Below are 17066 nucleotides of genomic sequence, written 5' to 3'. Positions count from 1 at the left end.
GCTTCAATTAGGGGCGAAAGTTAAGATAAGCAAAAATAAAACGCTTACATCTTGCTTATTCATCTTTGAAGGTAATTTATCTTAACAAGTATGCTAAAATGTACTTTAATATAATTAAAATTTGATGTGAAAGACAAGTACGAAAGAGGTTGAAGCTTATGCGAATCGGGATTGCTGCGGATGCAAATTTGGAACCAACTAGCATTATCAATTTAAAACTAGCCCATTTTGCACCAAAACCGTTCATTGACGTAATGGTCAAGCATGATGTGCTGCCAGTGATCATTCCGATCCTGCCAGCCAAACTGGCCAGCGAAAGTGTTGCCGGCTTAGATGGTTTGATCATGCCAGGGGGCCACGACATTGCGGCCGATTATCTGGGCGAAGAACCACAGCCAGGCTTAGGCGGCACCTATCGACCACGTGACGAATCCGAATTTGCTTTGATCAAGGCAGCTTTGGATCAGCACATCCCGATGCTGGGTGTTTGCCGGGGAATTCAAGTAATCAACGTTGCCTTAGGTGGCAGCGTCTATCAGGATCTCCCAAGTCAATATCCTGGCAAGAATTTATTGCAGCATGCGCAAAAGACCTTGGGTGACTTGCCAACTCACCACGTTGCAATTGATCCCAATAGTGCGCTGGGCAAGACGTTAGGCAAAGAAAGTTTTGTCAATTCTCGTCACCACCAGGCAGTGCGCGAGGTTGCACCAAGTTTAAAGGTGGTGGCTAAGGCTCCAGATGGTGTTGTTGAAGCGGTTGAAAATGAAGATGCTTCTATCCAGGCCGTGCAATGGCACCCGGAGAACCTATGGCAAAACGATGAAAGCCAAGAACGAATCTTCACCGATTTCTTCAAACGTGTTCAGGCAAGGAGGCAATAGCTTATGCAAGAAGTTAAAACAAGTTCAACCATTGATATTCAAAAGCAAAAGCTGGGATTTGGTTCCATTGTGCTGATGGGAATCAACGGGATCATCGGTACCGGTATCTTTCTGTTACCTAGTTCAGGGATGAAACTGTTTGGTCCTGCCAGCATCCTGTCACTGCTCCTCGATGGGGCGCTGATCTTTTGTATCGGTTTATGCTTCGCCGAATGTTCCAGTCTCTTTAGGAAAAACGGTGGTCCTTACCTGTACGCTCGGAGCGCCTTTGGTAACTTTGTTGGTTACGAAGTTGGTTTCATGACCTGGGTTGTGCGGATGATCGCTGAAGCAACGTTATACGTTGGGTTTGCCACCGCACTTGCAGGGATGTTCCCGAGTTTGAACAACCCGTTGGCTAAGAACGTCTTGGTTACGATCCTGGGTTTAGTATTGATGTCCTTGAACTTAGCTGGTGCACGGTTAACGGCCTTCTTGAACAACGTGGTCACCGTTGGTAAGTTGATTCCAATGATCTTAGTTGGTTTGTTAGGCCTCTTCTTCCTGCACCCAGCCAACTTCACGCCATTCTTCGTACCCGGCAAGGCAACGATGTCCAGCTTCGGTCAGACGACGATGACACTGTTCTACGTCTTCACCGGTTTTGAAGGTCTGGTGGTTGCCGCCGGTGAAATGAAGAACCCAAAGAAGAACCTGCCAAAAGCTTTGATTATGGCCATGGGTGCGGTTGTTACCATCTACCTTCTGATCATGATCGCATGTATCGGGGTATTGGGCAGCGGCTTAGTTAACTCCACTGTGCCGTTGCAAGATGCAATGAGTAAGATGGTTGGCTCCTGGGGTGGTGCCCTGGTTGCCGCTGGGACATTGCTCTCAATCGGTGGGATTTGTGTTTCCTCATCATTCATCACCCCACGTTCTGGCCAAGCCTTAGCTGAACATAAGATGATGCCAGCCGTATTGGCCAAGAAGAACCGTTTTGGTGCTCCATACGTTGCCATCATCATTTCAACGCTGGTTGGCTTACTGCTCGCTTACTCTGGTACTTTTGCTAAGCTGGCTATGATTTCCGCTATTTCACGGTTTGTCCAATACATTCCAACTTGCTTAGCCGTCTTAGTATTCCGTCGCACGATGAAGGACAAGGAACGGACATTCAAGGTTCCATTTGGCCCAGTCATTCCGGTGATCGCCATTGTGGTTTCCTTATGGCTCTTGTCTAACACGCCAAGCGCTAACCTGCTGTGGGGCTTCGGTGCATTGCTGATTGCCATTCCGTTCTACTTCATCACTGGCCGGCATGCGGACAATGATTTCGGTGAATAATAAAGCTTATAGATGATTAACAAGGGATTGCAGTAACATCGCTGCAGTCCCTTGTTTTTTCTTTTTCTCAATGCGCAAATGCGGTAGAATTATTTTGTTAAGTTCATCAAGGGAGGAACGAGTTTGGCAGCAAGAAAACGCAAGCGGACCCGTAAACCGCGACGTAAAAGAAAATCAGCTACTAGTAAATGGTTAATTGCCTTACTAGCAGTCTTAGTAGTTTTCATGGGTGTCTATGTTGGCCACCATCTTTATGAGCGTCATGTTCAACAGGAAATTTTGGAAAGGCAGCGCAATTCCAAGCAGGCCTTCATTAAGGCGATTGCTCCTGAAGCACAGGCGATGCAACGTCAATATAAGGTTAAGGCTTCCATTACGATGGCACAGGCAATCCTGGAATCCAATTGGGGCACTAGCGGCCTCGCAACTCAGTACCATAATTTGTTCGGCATCAAGGGTGATGGCCCCGATTCAAAGGTGTTGACGACGAAGGAATACAGTAATGGTAAATGGGTTGAAATCCGTGGCCGCTTCAAGGTCTACGACAGCTGGTCCGATTCGATCAAAGACCACACCCAGTTGATGATGAACGGGACTCAGTACAAGAAAGACAACTACCAAAACGTTGTTAATGCAAAGACCTACGAGGAAGCTGCCAAGGCGTTGCAAAAGGACAATTATGCCACTGATCCTGACTACGCCGACAAACTGATCAACGTGATCAAGACCTACAGCTTAGACAAGTATGACGACTAAGAAGGAGCAATCTGATGCAAGAATTAAAAGATAAGATTAAGCAATATGGCACGGTGCTACCGGGCAACGTGTTGAAAGTGGATGCCTTTTTGAACCACCAGGTCGACCCGGAACTGATGTACCATGTGGGGCAAGAATTCGCCAAGCATTTTGCCGGTCGTGGCATCACCAAGATCTGGACCGTGGAATCATCGGGAATCGCCCCGGCGGTCATGACCGGCTTGGCGATGCACCTGCCGGTTATTTTTGCCCGGAAGCACAAGAGCTTGACCTTAAATTCTGACATGTACACGGCGGATGTTTATTCTTACACGAAGAAGACGACCAACCGGATTTCGATCTCGAAGAAATATGTGGATCAAAACGATAAGGTCTTATTGATTGATGACTTCTTAGCGAACGGCCAGGCGGTAGAAGGCATGATGGAGATCGCTGACCAGGCCGGAATTGAAGTGGCTGGTGCCGGAATTGTGATCACCAAGACATTCCAACCAGGTGCCAATGAGTTACGTGACAAGGGTGTCGAGGTCTACTCATTAGCCAAGGTTAAGTCATTAGATAATGGCCAGGTCACTTTTGATACGGATGATTAAAACGAAAGGGGTAAAGTGATGAGTACGAATGCATTGTATTTAGGCAAAACCCTGGGCATTATGGGCATTGACCGTAATGGACAACGGTTGATCATGAACGCTAAGGATGCCGGTTTGAACGTGGGGGTCTACTTGGACCATCCAGAGCCTGAAACGACCAAGTTGGCCGACTTCACCATTATCGGTAATTACCGGGACAAGGATAAGCTGACCGAATTTGGGCAGAATTGTGACGTGGTATTGTATGAAACACCTGCCATTGATTCCATTGTCTTGCGTTATCTGAGCAAGTTCTGCACGATTTCACAAGGAATTGATCCGCTGGAAATTATGCAAGACCGCTTGATGGAACGGGCCTTTCTGGACCAGGTCAACGTTAACGTGGCCCCTTACGTCACGGTGATCAGCCTGGATGACATTTACCAGTCCATTGATTCAATCGGCTACCCAGCCATTTTGCGGCCGATTCAACGGGGACTCGGTGAACAGTCGTTGATGATTAAGAAGCAGTCGGATATCGCCCGGGCAGCCGACTTCATCCAGGGTGGCACCTACCTGCTGGAATCTTGGATTGAACACGCGGCCGAATACTCGATTATCATCGCGGTTGATAATAATGGGGTTTCCCAGTACCCATTGATCGAGCAGGAATTCGATGGCAACTGTCAATTAGTTGCGGCCAAAGCACCAGCCACGGTTCCTGATGACATGTATCAAGAAATGAAGCGGATTGCGGATTCCATTGGTGAGCACCTTGGCTACCATGGAATCTTGGCGGTTGATTTCTACGTAACTTCGACGGACAATCTTTACATCAAGGACATCCATCCTGGTTTGACGACCGCCGGCAATGTATTTGCAATGGCCACGAATGTTTCACAAGAAGAGCAGGAAATTCGGATTGCCTCTGGTCAGCCAATTCACTTCATCAAGACGATGCAACCGATCATCTTCCTGATTGGCCGGCAGAAGCAGCAGGCAGCTTTGGAACGGCAGGAGTTGATTCGGAACAACTGGAAGATCAGCTTCTTTGAATCGCAGAAGAACGATCCGGATGCAGTCTGTGCCTATGTGTGGGCTAGTTCACCGGATGATAACTTGGATGAATTACAGGACCAGATCGATGACACTGAGGTTTGGTTACCAATGAACGCGGAAGAAGAAAGCACTGACTCTGCGGCTGATGATGAACAGCTTGGGGCTGAACCACAGTTTGAAGATAAACCGCAGCCAAGTGCCGCCCCAATCCAGCCAGACCTGGAGATCTTCCCGGATAAAGATCCTGACCAAGACGAAGATAATGATAATGACGACGCTGACAAATAAACGGCTGAAGCAATGAATACAAAGGGTTCCAACACTTATGCAATTGAGTGTTGGAACCCATTTTGTTGCTTATTCAATCTGTTCGGAGTCGCAATGAAAGTTTGTTATAATGGTAGCCGATTGATTTTAGAGAGGAGCAAACGGCGTGACAGCACAATCACCACTTGTAGGAATGAATGATCAGCAGCAGAAGGCGGTTTTGACCACCGAGGGGCCGGTTCTGGTAATGGCAGGGGCTGGTTCCGGGAAGACCCGGGTTTTAACGCACCGGGTGGCTTACCTGATTGAACAAAAGGGTGTCCTGCCTTGGCACATCCTCGCCATCACCTTCACCAATAAGGCCGCTCGGGAAATGAAGGAGCGGATTGGCAAGTTACTGGGTGAAAGCGCGGATGACGTATGGGTATCGACTTTCCATGCGCTCTGTGTCCGTATTTTGCGGCGTAACATTGACCAATTAGGCTTCAACCGGGCCTTTACGATAGCGGATCCGAGCGAGCAGCGGACCCTGGTTAAGCAAGTGTGCGGTCAATTGAACATTGATATTAAGAAGTTTGACCCCCGTCAGTTGTTGTCAACCATCTCTAACGCCAAGAATGCGATGCTGACGCCGGATCAGTATGCTGAACAAGCCGGCCATGATCCTTACCGGCAGATGGTGGCAAAGGTTTACCGCCTTTATCAGCAGCAACTGGAAGAAAACCAGACTCTGGACTTTGATGATTTAATCATGAAGACTATCCAGCTCTTCAAGAAGGAACCAGATACTTTGGCCTTCTATCAGGATAAGTTTCATTACATCCATGTTGACGAATACCAAGATACCAATGATGCCCAGTACGAACTGGTCCACTTGCTTGCGGATAAGTACCATAACCTGTGTGTCGTTGGTGATGCCGACCAAAGTATTTACGGCTGGCGTGGGGCCAACATGAACAACATCCTGAACTTTGAGAAGGATTATCCTGACGCCCACACCATCATGCTGGAGCAGAACTACCGGTCGACCCAGACCATTCTGGATGCGGCTAACGAAGTGATTGCCAATAACGAGAACCGCAAAGACAAGAACCTCTGGACGCAGAACGGCAAGGGCGACAAGATCAGTTATTACCGGGCCCAGAGTGAGCACGATGAAGCTTACTATGTGGTGAAGAAGATCCAGGAAGAATGCAAAGAGCACGGCTACCATTACGACGACTTTGCAGTTTTGTACCGGACGAACGCACAGTCCCGGGTGATCGAAGAGACCTTCCTCAAGAGCTCAGTGCCCTACACGATGGTGGGCGGCCACAAGTTCTACGACCGGAAGGAAATTCGTGACATTTTGGCCTACCTGACCTTGCTGGCTAACCCGGACGACTCAATGAGTTTTGAACGGGTGGTGAATACGCCTAAGCGTGGGATTGGCCCGACGAGTGTGGAAAAGCTGCACCAGTTTGCGGCTTTGAACGGCATGTCGTTAATGACGGCTGCTCAAAACATTGAGATGGCCAATGATATTTCCAGTGCGGTCAAGAATAAGCTGGATGGCTTCGGTCAACTGATGAAGTCCATTCAAGAACAGGCGGATGGTAAAACCGTCACGGAGTTAACCGACCTGATTCTGGATAAGACTGGCTACTTGAAGGCACTGAAGGACGTCGCTGATCGTGATTTGCAGGCACAGTCCCGGATCGACAACTTGAACGAATTCAAGTCAGTTACCCAGGAATTCGATCACTCTGCCGAGGGTGATGTTGCCAATACACAAGAAAAGCTGACTAATTTCTTAACCAACCTGGCTTTAGTCTCGCCACAAGATGATATTGAGGACCAGGCCAACACGGTAACCTTGATGACGCTGCACGCCGCAAAGGGCCTGGAGTTCCCGGTGGTCTTCATGATCGGGATGGAACAAAGCATCTTTCCACTGGCTCGTTCGTTGCAGCACAGTGACCAGGAGGAAGAGGAACGGCGGTTGGCATACGTGGGGATCACCCGTGCCAAGAAGAAGTTGTACCTGACCAACGCGATGTCCCGGGTTCTTTACGGCCGGATTCAACGTAATCCTGAATCAGAGTTTATCGACGAAATTGACGATAAGTTGCTCGACTACGACAACGTGGCTAGCGAACGGATCCCATTTGCAAAGGACCAAGCCGGATATGCTCAACGTGCGGCAGCAGCAACCACTTACCACCCGACTAAGCATCGTTATGCCTCAGCCGGCAAACGGATAGCGCCGAAGACCAATGAAGGCACGGGCGCTGACAAGCAAGCCTGGTCGGCCGGTGACAAGGTTCGTCACAAGAAGTGGGGGATCGGTACAGTGGTCTCAGTCAATGGCTCTGGCAAGGATATGGAATTGGACATTGCCTTCCCAAACGAAGGTGTGCGCCGCTTGTTAGCAACCTTTGCACCAATTGAAAAGGTGGATGATTAAAGATGGATAGTCAAAAAGCAGTTGATCAGCTGACTTTAGACGAAGCCAAGGCGGAAGTCGGCCCTTTGCGTGACCGCCTGACACAGTGGGGACGCGAGTATTATGAACAGGACAATCCTTCTGTCGAGGACTATGTTTATGACCGTCAATACCAACGGCTCGTGGAAATCGAGAGTCGCTTCCCGCAGTTGGTAACGCCTGATTCACCGACGCAGCGTGTGGGTGGTCAAGCCGAAACACAGTTGAAGAAGGTACGTCACGAGATCCCAATGCTCTCAATGGGTGATGTTTTTTCAGTAGACGAATTGCATGACTTTAACCAGCGCCAACAAGCACTGTTGCCTGACCGTAAACGGTGGGAGTATAACCTGGAGCTCAAAATCGATGGTCTCTCGCTGTCATTGGTCTATGAAAACGGCAAGCTGGTTCAAGGGTCCACGCGTGGCAACGGAACGATCGGTGAAGATGTGACGGCTAACGTCATGACCATTAAGGACGTGCCACACCAGCTTAAGGAGCCGTTGTCAATTGAGTTCCGTGGCGAGTGCTACATGCCTAAAGAAGCGTTTGTGAAGCTGAATCAACAACGTGAAGCAAATGGTAAGCCGGTATTTGCCAACCCTCGGAATGCGGCTGCGGGATCATTGCGTCAGCTTGACCCTTCTGTCACTAAGCATCGTGAATTAGCAACCTTCATGTATTACATCCCGGAGTACCAGAAGCTGGGCCTGAAGACGCAGGCACAAGCTTTGGACAAGATGCGGGAATTAGGCTTCAATGTCAACCCATCCAACCGGGTTGTTGATAGCAAGGAAGGCTTGGCCGACTACATCGAAGAATACACCGCCAAGCGTGATCAGTTGTCCTATGGCATTGATGGCATCGTTGAGAAGGTTAATGACCTAGACACTCAGATCAAGTTAGGCAATACCGTTAAAGTACCTCGTTGGGAAATTGCCTATAAGTTCCCACCAGAGGAACAGGCAACTGTGGTTCATGATATTGAATGGACAGTTGGCCGGACGGGGAATGTGACCCCAACAGCGGTGATGGATCCGGTTCAATTAGCCGGGACGACCGTTAGCCGGGCATCGCTCCACAACCCAGATTACCTGCAGGATAAGGATATCCGCCTGGGCGACACCGTGCTCTTACACAAAGCCGGTGACATTATTCCGGAAATTTCCCGGGTAATAATTGCTAAACGACCTGCAGATAGTCAACCTTATGAAATTCCAACCCGGTGCCCGGTCTGTGGTTCAAAGCTGGTGCACCTGGATGGGGAGGTAGCCTTGCGCTGCGTCAACCCAATGTGCCCGGCTCAGATTAAGGAAGGACTGGCTCACTTTGCCTCTCGGAATGCAATGGACATTGGCGGCTTGGGGCCTAAGATTATCCAGCAACTCTGGAACAAGAAGTTTGTTCACGATTTTGCCGATCTATACCGTCTGAATGAAGACCAATTATTAACATTAGATAAATTTGGCCCCAAATCGGCGGCTAACCTATTGACAGCCATCGACAATAGTCGTCATAATTCAGTCGAACGTTTACTTTTCGGCTTAGGCATTCGTCACGTCGGAGCCAAAGTTGCTCGATTGATTGCAGAGCACTTTGGCAGCCTAGATGCAATTATGGCGGCTGATGAAGATGAGGTGGCGGCAGTTGACACAGTTGGCCCAACGATTGGTCAATCAGTTGCCACCTACTTTGCCAACACCCAAGTTCAACGCCTGATCGATGAACTGAAAGCGGTCGGCGTCAACATGGACTACCTGGGTGCGACTAATAACACGGCCAACGAAAACAGTGAATGGGCCGGTCGCCGGGTTGTTCTAACCGGTAAGTTATCATCCATGACTCGGGGTCAAGCCCAAGAATGGCTGGAAGATCATGGTGCTACAGTGACAGGCAGTGTTTCGAAACGGACGAACCTGTTGATTGCCGGAGAAAAAGCCGGAAGTAAATTGCAAAAGGCACAAACGCTGGGGATCCCTGTCTGGGACGAAGAGCGTTTTAGCCGTGCAATGAAGGAGGAACAATAAAGTCGTGAAACTGAAAAAAGTGACCACGCTGGCAGCTTTGATGATGGCGGTAATGGCTCTTTCGGCTTGTGGTCGGAACTCAAAGAGCAATTATTCCACCACGGGGACCTCTGCAGGAAACTATCAAGGGGTAATCAAAAAAGGACATTACCGGACTAGTAAAGCGCGGGGTGTCAACGTTAGCCAGAACAACAATCAATATAATTTGAAGAGCTTTGAAAGCGGCTTGACGACCGTTTCTAAGCGGGTGTTCTCCACCAAAAATTACATCTTCCAGGAAGGTCAATACCTGGATACGGATACCGTCACTAACTGGCTTGGCAGAAAGACGAAGAAAAATCCAGAAGGCTTGAACCCAGCACAGGGTAAGAAGTCCAACCCTAATCCGGAATACATCCAGCAACTGGAAGAACAGGACTACATGACCGAGAGCGGCAGCAAGCTGAAGCTCAAAGGGATGACGATTGGGATCGGGATCAATTCCGAATACAACTACAAGAAGAAGGATGACGGTCCGAGTTACACCAAGAAGATCTCCAATGCTGAAGTTGAACGGCAAGGTAAGATTGCGGCTGAGAAGGTCTTGAAACGGCTGCGTGCTCGGAAGGACCTGCAGAACATTCCGATTGTGATTGCTTTGTACAAGCAGGCACCCGATGACAGCCTGGTTGGTGGCACCTTCTTTGCTTACAGTAACAACAAGGGTGATTCCATTTCCAGCTGGCACACGCTGCACTACCGGAATGAGGTCTTGCCAAAGGCCGGTGGAACGACGAGTGAAAACCAAGATGACTCCTCGAACTCATCCAGCTTCTCCAACTTCAAGAGTCAAGTTCAGAGCTTCTTCCCGAACCTGTCTGGGGTCACGGCACAGGCTCAGTACAACGGCTCATCCATGACGGGGATGCACATCACCATCACGACGCAGTTCTACAGTCAGAGCGAAATCACGAGCTTCACGCAGTACATTACTCGTGCTGCACGCCGTTACCTGCCTAGTGGTATCCCGATTGATATCAAGATTCAATCCGATTCCAATGTGCAGGCGGTCGTCTTCCGGAACTCTGGCTCGGACAAGTTCCAGTCGCACGTCTTTGATTCGTACTAAAATTGAATAAAAAGCATCGCTAAGGAGTAATTCCTAGCGATGCTTTTTTCGTACGTGTTATTTCTGTGTTATTTTTAGGACTCGCTTAAGCCTTTTGGTGAAACGAGTTTTTGTACGCCTTCAAGGACCAGGTCGGAAACGATTGCCATCAAGGCAGTTGGCAATGCACCAGCCAAGATGATGGCACCACCATTTGTGGCGTTGGTACCGCGGATGATGATATCACCCAGGCCACCAGCACCAATGAAGGCTCCGATGGCGGTGACCCCGATTGCTACCACGAGGGCATTACGGATACCAGCCATGATGACAGATACGGAGAGGGGAATTTCCACCATCCATAACTGCTGCCACTTAGTCATCCCCATACCCTTACTGGCGTCTAAAACAGCAGGACTAGTGTTGCGTAGGCCCGTGTAGGTGTTTTGGATGATCGGCAGAAGGGAATAAAGGAAAATGGTGGTGATAACGGTTTGGTCACCAAGCCCCAGACCCAACATCAGGATGGATAACATGGCCAGTGAGGGGATGGTTTGAATCAAGTTGGCCAGTTGAATGACGGGGTTGCTAAGACGGCGATAGTGGGCAATCAGCGCCCCAATAGGGATACCAACCAAAGCGGCTAACAGGACTCCTTCAATCGAAATCAGAAAGTGTTGATTGAACTTGCCCAGAATGTACATGCCATTGTGCTGGAAGTAGTAGAAGAATTGTTGCCAAAGGCCGAGATCTTTCATATCTGTCACCTCCGATCGAAGTAGTGGTGTGCTTTCAAGAAGTTGTGGGCAACCGTTGCTGGCTCAAGCAGCTGGTCGTCAACTTCGTAGTTCAAAGTCTGCATGGTCTTCAAGTCAATCTGGCCGTCAAGCTTGTGGATCGTTGGGGCCAATTTCGGGTACTTCTTCAGAATCGATTGGTTGGCCACTGCCGCTGCTTCATATGGCGGGAAGAAGTGGCGGTTATCCTGCAGGACCTTCAAGTGGTAACTCTTGATCCGGCCGTCTGTTGAGTAACCCAGAATGGCCTGCATTTTACCTTGCTGAGCGGCGTCATAAACCAAACCAATCTGCATCGGGTAGACCCGCTTAAAGTCGAAGCCATATGCCTCTTTGAAGTTCTTGTAGCCGTCGCCTTTACGGTTCATCCAGGAACTGTCGACACCGGCGTTCCAATTCTTCGCGTATGGTGCCAGGTCGCTGACGGTGTTCAGATTGTATTTCTTGGCCTGTTCTTGGGTCACCAGGAAGGCATAGGTGTCAGCAAAACCATAAGTCGGGAAGCGGACCTCGTTGTAACGTTTCAACAAGAGCCGATCAACTTTCTTGGTGGCCTTCTTCGGGTCCTTTTCTGGTTTCTCACCCAGTGTCCCGGTCAAATCGGTACCCGTGTAACTGGTTGCCATGATGTCCGCGTTGTTGCGTTGCAGGGCTTTGTGACAAACGGTGGAAGAACCCAGGTTGCCGATGATCTTCGTCTTTAAGCCGGTATCGTGTTCGATTAACTGGGCGAGGATGTTGGCCATGATCTGTGATTCGGTTGAACTCACGCTGGCGATCCGGACCGTGCCCGTTTCCTTGCCATGACTGCTTCTTTTGCCACAGGCACTCAAGGAACAAACGGCTAGTAAGGTCATTAAGATCGTCAAAAAGCGATGTTTCTTTATCATTCGTCTTCACCTCCGTCTCTTAAGTTTACGGGGGTTAATTTTTGTTCCAGCCGGCCGAGTAAAAAGTCGGTTAACAGGGCGAGTAAGCTGACTGGAATGGTACCGCCGATGATTAATTCTGGCTGGTAGAGGTTGAGCCCGTTGAAGATGAAGTCACCCAAACCGCCGGCACCAATGTAGGAAGCCAGCGTTGCCCAGGCAATCAGGTAAACGGCGGACAAGCGGATGCCGGCCATGATCACGGGAAGCGCCTGGGGCAGGGAAACTTGCAGCATTACCTGCCAGCGGGTCATGCCCATTCCTTTGGCACTGTCAATCAAGCTGGGGTCAACACCTTCCATGCCGATACAGGTGTTACGCAGGATCGGCAGGAGGGAGTAGATGAAAAGGGCGACGATCGCTGGAAACTTGCCGATCCCGAAGATGGGAATCATCAGGGCCAACAAGGCCAGTGAAGGGACCGTTTGCAGCATGCTGCTGATACTGATCATCACTTTTGCCGTCCGTGGAAAACGGTTCAGGGTGATGCCTAAAGGAACGGCGACGATGATGCCGAGACTCAAGGCGATCAGTGAGATATACAGCTGTTCCCAGGTTTTCAACAACAGGTCAGAGCCATATTCATTCAAAAAACTCATCATGAGTCTCACTTCCCTTCGTCAGCGTTATCTTCAGGATCTGCTTTCCCCCAAACGTGTTCGCATAGCAGGGTGGCCAATGAGGACCGGGTGATGATACCCACAACCCGGTGATCATGGTCAACCACCGGCATGTATTTCAGGTGCCGGTTAATGATGGTCTGGTAAATACTGCTGAGCAGGTCGTCTTCAAACACGGACCGTGGTGATGCCAGCATGTAGTTTTTAACTTTTAACTTCAGGTTTCGGTGTGCCATCACCTGACCGATGTCGAGTTCACCGATTAAGCGGTGTTCATCGTCAACTACGATCAAGGAGTCAATGTGGTGATTGTTCATCTTAACCAGGGCTTCACCAAGCGTGACATCACCGGTTGTCGAAACTGGGTTGTTCAACATGATCGAACTGGCGGTGGCCAGCATCACTTTGGCTTCGTTCATCCGGTCAGGTCCGATCAGCTCTTCCACGAAGTCGTTGGCAGGGTGCTTCAGGATTTCGGCAGGGGATGCGGACTGGATGATCCGGCCATCGTCAAAGATCACGATCCGGGTGGCTAATCTTAAGGCTTCATCCATGTCGTGGGTGACCATAATAATCGTCTTGCCCAGGTCATGTTGTAGGTAATGCACCAGATCTTGCAGTTTTTCCCGAGTCAACGGGTCCAAAGCACCAAACGGCTCGTCCATGAGCATTACTTTTTGGTCGGCTGCCAATGCCCGAATAACCCCAATCCGTTGCTGTTGACCACCAGAGATTTCGTGAGGATAACGGGACAAAAAGTCTTCCGGCATTTCAACCAGCTTGATCAGTTCTCGGGCCCGTGCTTCCCGCTTTTCTTTTGGCCACTTCAACAGTTTGGGCACCAGACAAATGTTGTCTTCTAGTGTCATGTGCGGAATCAGACCAATATTTTGAATCACATAGCCGATATGGCGGCGCAATTCGATAGGGTCCAGATCAGCGACTTTTTTGCCGTCAAACTTAACTTCACCACTAGTGGGGTCCAACATGCGGTTGATCATCCGCATTGCCGTGGTTTTCCCACCACCGGAAGTCCCAATGAAACAGACAAAGTCACCGGGCATTACTTTTAAATTGAAGTCGACAAGGGCCTGCTTGCCGTTCGGGTAGGTCTTGCCAACATGATCGAATTCAACGATCGGTTTTGCTTGAGCCATAGTTACCAACCTCCCTTAGATATGAGTACTCCTATCTTTATGATAGAAAAGGCAAAATCTTTTTACTAGATCAGAGCGTTGTATTTGTATAAATTTTATACATTTACTGACTAATAGACATTACTAAGAATATGATACTTCATTTTTTATATATTAATTAAAAATTGTTGATCATTATACTAAACGTTTACAATGAACAACCGCATATTAGCAAGCAGGTAAGCGTTTTAGCTGTTGACAATGACACAATAATGTGATCGTGAACATTAAAATGGCCATTATTTGGCTGAAAACGGTCTTTGCTGCAAAAAAGTGCAATAAATAAGTTGATGACAAAAATGGTCGCTAAAAGCCTATATAACTGGTTTTACAAACAATAAGCGGGAATTTAGTTCAATAGAATTTCCTGTAAACGGTTACAATTTCAAGCAACTTGGTATATAATCAAAAATGTTAACGATCACATTTTGCTTAGTGGCGTTGGCAATGCAATTTTTTGGTGTATTTCTGGTTTTTACCAGTTGGTTTGCAATTATTGGAGGATTTTACATATGGCTGAATCTAGTAATCCAGCACCAGCACGAAAGCAGAGAAAGATTACCATTTGGACCAAGCTTGGCTATGGTTTTGGTAACTTTATCGGCGGTGGGGCCCTCTCCATTTCGTCTGCGTGGCTGTTGTTCTTCTACACTACCTTCTGTGACCTGCCAGTTTGGGAAGGTACATTGATTTTCACGATCGGTACTTATTTGGATGTTATTGAAAACCCACTGATGGGCTTCATCACTGATAACTTCAACAACACCCGCTTAGGTCGTAAGTTCGGTCGGCGTCGTTTCTGGATCCTGTTAACGGTTCCGTTGATGTTCTGGTACCCATTGCTTTGGCAAACGGGTAAGCCATTCGCCTACTACCTGGTAACCTACCTGGTTTATGAATGGTTCTACACAATGTTCAACGTTCCTTACAAGACTTTGCCTCTGGAAATGACCAAGGACTACACGGAACGTTCACAACTTTCCGGATTCATGTCTGTCTTTGGTAAGATCGCTGGTTTTGTAACCTCTGCATTGCCTGGCCTGTTCTTCATGGCCTTTGGTAAAAACAACCCTCGTTCTTACCAATTAGCTGTTCTGGCATGGGCTGCCTGCATGGCTCTGTCTGCATTCTTTGTTTACATTGCTACCTGGGAAATGCCTGCTGATGAAGTTGAATCAGAACACGTTAATGGCTTCTGGGAAGGCTTCAAGAAGATGTTTGTCGACATCATCTCAACGATGCGTAACCGTTCATTCCGTTGGCACATTGGTATGTATGCCTTTGGTTTCGGTGGTGAATGGCTCTGGGCTGCGACGAACACCTACTTCTTCATCTTCGTTCTGGCACAAAGCAACGTCTTTGTTTCCGGGATCAACTCTTTGAACAACATTCTGCAATTGATCTCCACCTTCTTCATGATGTGGGTCTTTGCCAAGTATGGGAAAGCTTCCAAGCCTTACATGTGGGCTCTTGGCTGCGTTATCTTCTCAATGCTGGCATGGTGTGCCATCTGGTTCTTTGGTATGACGTCTGCTACCGGCCTGATCTTTGCAATTAGTATCGTATATGGCCTTGGTACTGGTGCTGTTTACTACATTCCATGGGCTAACTACGCATACATGGCCGATGTCGACGAAGCAATCACCAACCGTCGTCGTGAAGGTATCTACTCTGGTGCCATGACGATGATGGGTAAGATTATGCGTGCTACCATCATGCTGGTATTAGGTTGGGTTCTTTCCGCAACCGGCTTTGTTAAGGGTCGTCCAACTCAGCCACTGTCAGCTCAATGGGGGATCGTATTAATCCTGATCATTGGTGTCTGTGGGCTGGAACTCTTAGGTATTTGGAGTTCACACCACATGCACGTTGACCGTGTCACCCTGAAGATCTTAAACGATGAAACTAAGCGTCGTCACAATGGTGGTAAGCCAGAAGACGTTGATCCTAAGACCAAGGCCGTTGTTGAAGACTTAACTGGGTTCGACTACGAACACTGTTACGGTAACAACAATGTTGGGTTCAAGGAAGAAAAGTAATTTAATAAGATCAATCAAACGGGTCTGCAGCTGGTGCTTGCAGACCCGTTTTTGTCGTTTAACATTGATTTTAAAGAAATGAATTAAGTGAGGAATAACATTATGCAAAGAATCGAAGTTACACCCTATGAAGATGTGCAAGCCGTTTTAGATGACAAGGAAGAGATGCTTAATAGTGAGGAAGTCACCCAGATTGTCTTCACGCGGGGCCATTACTACCAGCGTATTCACATTGCTGGGCAGCATCTGCAGATTAAGTCGATGGGTCCAGTGGTGATTGATTATGCCCTGGGTGCGGATGCTTTGGGCCACAATCAGACTTTCAATACTGCGACCGTCTTAGTTGAAGGCGTGGACATCAACTTTAACAATCTGACATTTCAAAACAGTGCCGGCTTAGGCTCAAAGGTGGGACAGGCAGTGGCCGTTTATGCCAATGGCGACCACATCAACTTTACTAACTGCAGTTTCTTGGGCTTCCAGGATACGGTTTGCTTTGGACCGATTATTCACATGAACCGCGATAACACGGTCCCTGACACTCCGGTTGCCCACCGTGAGTTGAAGGATGCCCGTTACCAGCTGGACAGTTGCTACATTGAAGGCAATATCGACTACATCTTCGGTGGCGGCAGCGTCTGGATCAAGAACAGCGTAATCCAGTCATTGTTAAGCAAGACAACGCCGGAAGAGGGCTACGTTTGTGCACCATGCACCGACCAGGATCGCAAATTCGGCTTCATCTTTGATCACTGTCGGATTATGACCGCACCGGGCGTGAATAACCACTTCTTAGGACGGCCGTGGCGCCCATATGCCAAAGCCTATTACGTCGACTGCACTCTGGGTCAAGGAATCAACCCACTGGGATGGCACTTATGGGGTGACGATCCGCACAGCGCTGACTTGGCCGACTTTCGTGAATATGATTGCCAGCCTGGTGGCAAGCGGCCATCTTGGGCCAAAGTCTATGGCAAGGCGGATGCCAAGTTGATGCAGGCAGTGGACGAATATTTTAACGGCAAGCGCCATCAATGATTTTT

14 protein-coding genes are annotated in these 17066 nt (G+C 48.7%); 10 read left to right on the top strand and 4 right to left on the bottom strand.

From position 1 onward, the window contains the following. Window positions 1–158: 158 nt before the first annotated feature. The 8 genes from IV45_RS05505 to IV45_RS05470 all read left to right on the top strand — a co-directional run bounded on the left by IV45_RS05505 (window position 159) and on the right by IV45_RS05470 (window position 10463). Window positions 159–884, top strand: a complete 726-nt coding sequence (locus IV45_RS05505; protein WP_057741412.1) for a gamma-glutamyl-gamma-aminobutyrate hydrolase family protein — start codon at window positions 159–161, stop codon at window positions 882–884. Between the two features lie 3 nt (window positions 885–887). Further along, window positions 888–2210: an APC family permease gene (locus tag IV45_RS05500; RefSeq protein WP_057741410.1), complete on the top strand. Its 1323-nt coding sequence runs from the start codon at window positions 888–890 to the stop codon at window positions 2208–2210. Between the two features lie 123 nt (window positions 2211–2333). Further along, complete coding sequence (locus IV45_RS05495) at window positions 2334–2966, top strand: glycoside hydrolase family 73 protein (RefSeq protein WP_057741409.1); 633 nt, start codon at window positions 2334–2336, stop codon at window positions 2964–2966. A 14-nt stretch (window positions 2967–2980) separates the two neighbouring features. After that, window positions 2981–3559, top strand: coding sequence for a xanthine phosphoribosyltransferase (locus IV45_RS05490; RefSeq protein ID WP_057741407.1), 579 nt, complete (start codon window positions 2981–2983; stop codon window positions 3557–3559). Between the two features lie 18 nt (window positions 3560–3577). Continuing rightward, window positions 3578–4885 (top strand): ATP-grasp domain-containing protein, encoded by a 1308-nt coding sequence (locus IV45_RS05485; protein ID WP_083487279.1) that lies wholly within the window; start codon window positions 3578–3580, stop codon window positions 4883–4885. A 172-nt stretch (window positions 4886–5057) separates the two neighbouring features. Continuing rightward, window positions 5058–7310: a DNA helicase PcrA gene (gene pcrA, locus IV45_RS05480; RefSeq protein WP_057741406.1), complete on the top strand. Its 2253-nt coding sequence runs from the start codon at window positions 5058–5060 to the stop codon at window positions 7308–7310. Window positions 7311–7312: 2 nt separating this feature from the next. Beyond that, the gene (gene ligA / locus IV45_RS05475) at window positions 7313–9355 is read left to right on the top strand and encodes an NAD-dependent DNA ligase LigA (protein WP_057741404.1); all 2043 of its coding nucleotides are present in this window, start codon (window positions 7313–7315) and stop codon (window positions 9353–9355) included. 40 nt (window positions 9356–9395) lie between these two features. After that, complete coding sequence (locus tag IV45_RS05470) at window positions 9396–10463, top strand: CamS family sex pheromone protein (protein WP_057742391.1); 1068 nt, start codon at window positions 9396–9398, stop codon at window positions 10461–10463. Window positions 10464–10537: 74 nt separating this feature from the next. Here IV45_RS05470 and IV45_RS05465 read toward each other — a convergent pair whose 3' ends face one another. The 4 genes from IV45_RS05465 to IV45_RS05450 are packed head-to-tail and all read right to left on the bottom strand — an operon-like array spanning window position 10538 to window position 13945. Next, window positions 10538–11200: an ABC transporter permease gene (locus tag IV45_RS05465; RefSeq protein WP_057741403.1), complete on the bottom strand. Its 663-nt coding sequence runs from the start codon at window positions 11198–11200 to the stop codon at window positions 10538–10540. Between the two features lie 5 nt (window positions 11201–11205). Continuing rightward, window positions 11206–12126 (bottom strand): osmoprotectant ABC transporter substrate-binding protein, encoded by a 921-nt coding sequence (locus IV45_RS05460; RefSeq protein WP_057742388.1) that lies wholly within the window; start codon window positions 12124–12126, stop codon window positions 11206–11208. Further along, a complete protein-coding gene (locus tag IV45_RS05455; protein ID WP_057741401.1) occupies window positions 12126–12770 on the bottom strand; it encodes an ABC transporter permease in 645 nt (214 codons plus the stop codon). Before IV45_RS05455 ends, IV45_RS05460 begins: the two co-directional genes overlap by 1 nt. Window positions 12771–12775: 5 nt before the next feature. Further along, window positions 12776–13945 (bottom strand): ABC transporter ATP-binding protein, encoded by a 1170-nt coding sequence (locus tag IV45_RS05450; protein ID WP_057741399.1) that lies wholly within the window; start codon window positions 13943–13945, stop codon window positions 12776–12778. Between the two features lie 551 nt (window positions 13946–14496). On the opposite strand from IV45_RS05450, the gene IV45_RS05445 reads away from it, so the two are divergent. Next, window positions 14497–16023 (top strand): MFS transporter, encoded by a 1527-nt coding sequence (locus IV45_RS05445; protein WP_057741397.1) that lies wholly within the window; start codon window positions 14497–14499, stop codon window positions 16021–16023. A gap of 102 nt (window positions 16024–16125) precedes the next feature. Continuing rightward, window positions 16126–17061, top strand: coding sequence for a pectinesterase family protein (locus IV45_RS05440; protein ID WP_057741395.1), 936 nt, complete (start codon window positions 16126–16128; stop codon window positions 17059–17061). Window positions 17062–17066: the final 5 nt, after the last annotated feature.

Source organism: Limosilactobacillus secaliphilus (genome assembly GCF_001437055.1).
In the GTDB taxonomy this organism is placed as follows: Bacteria; Bacillota; Bacilli; order Lactobacillales; family Lactobacillaceae; genus Limosilactobacillus; species Limosilactobacillus secaliphilus.
This window is presented reverse-complemented; position numbering and strand designations above follow the sequence as displayed.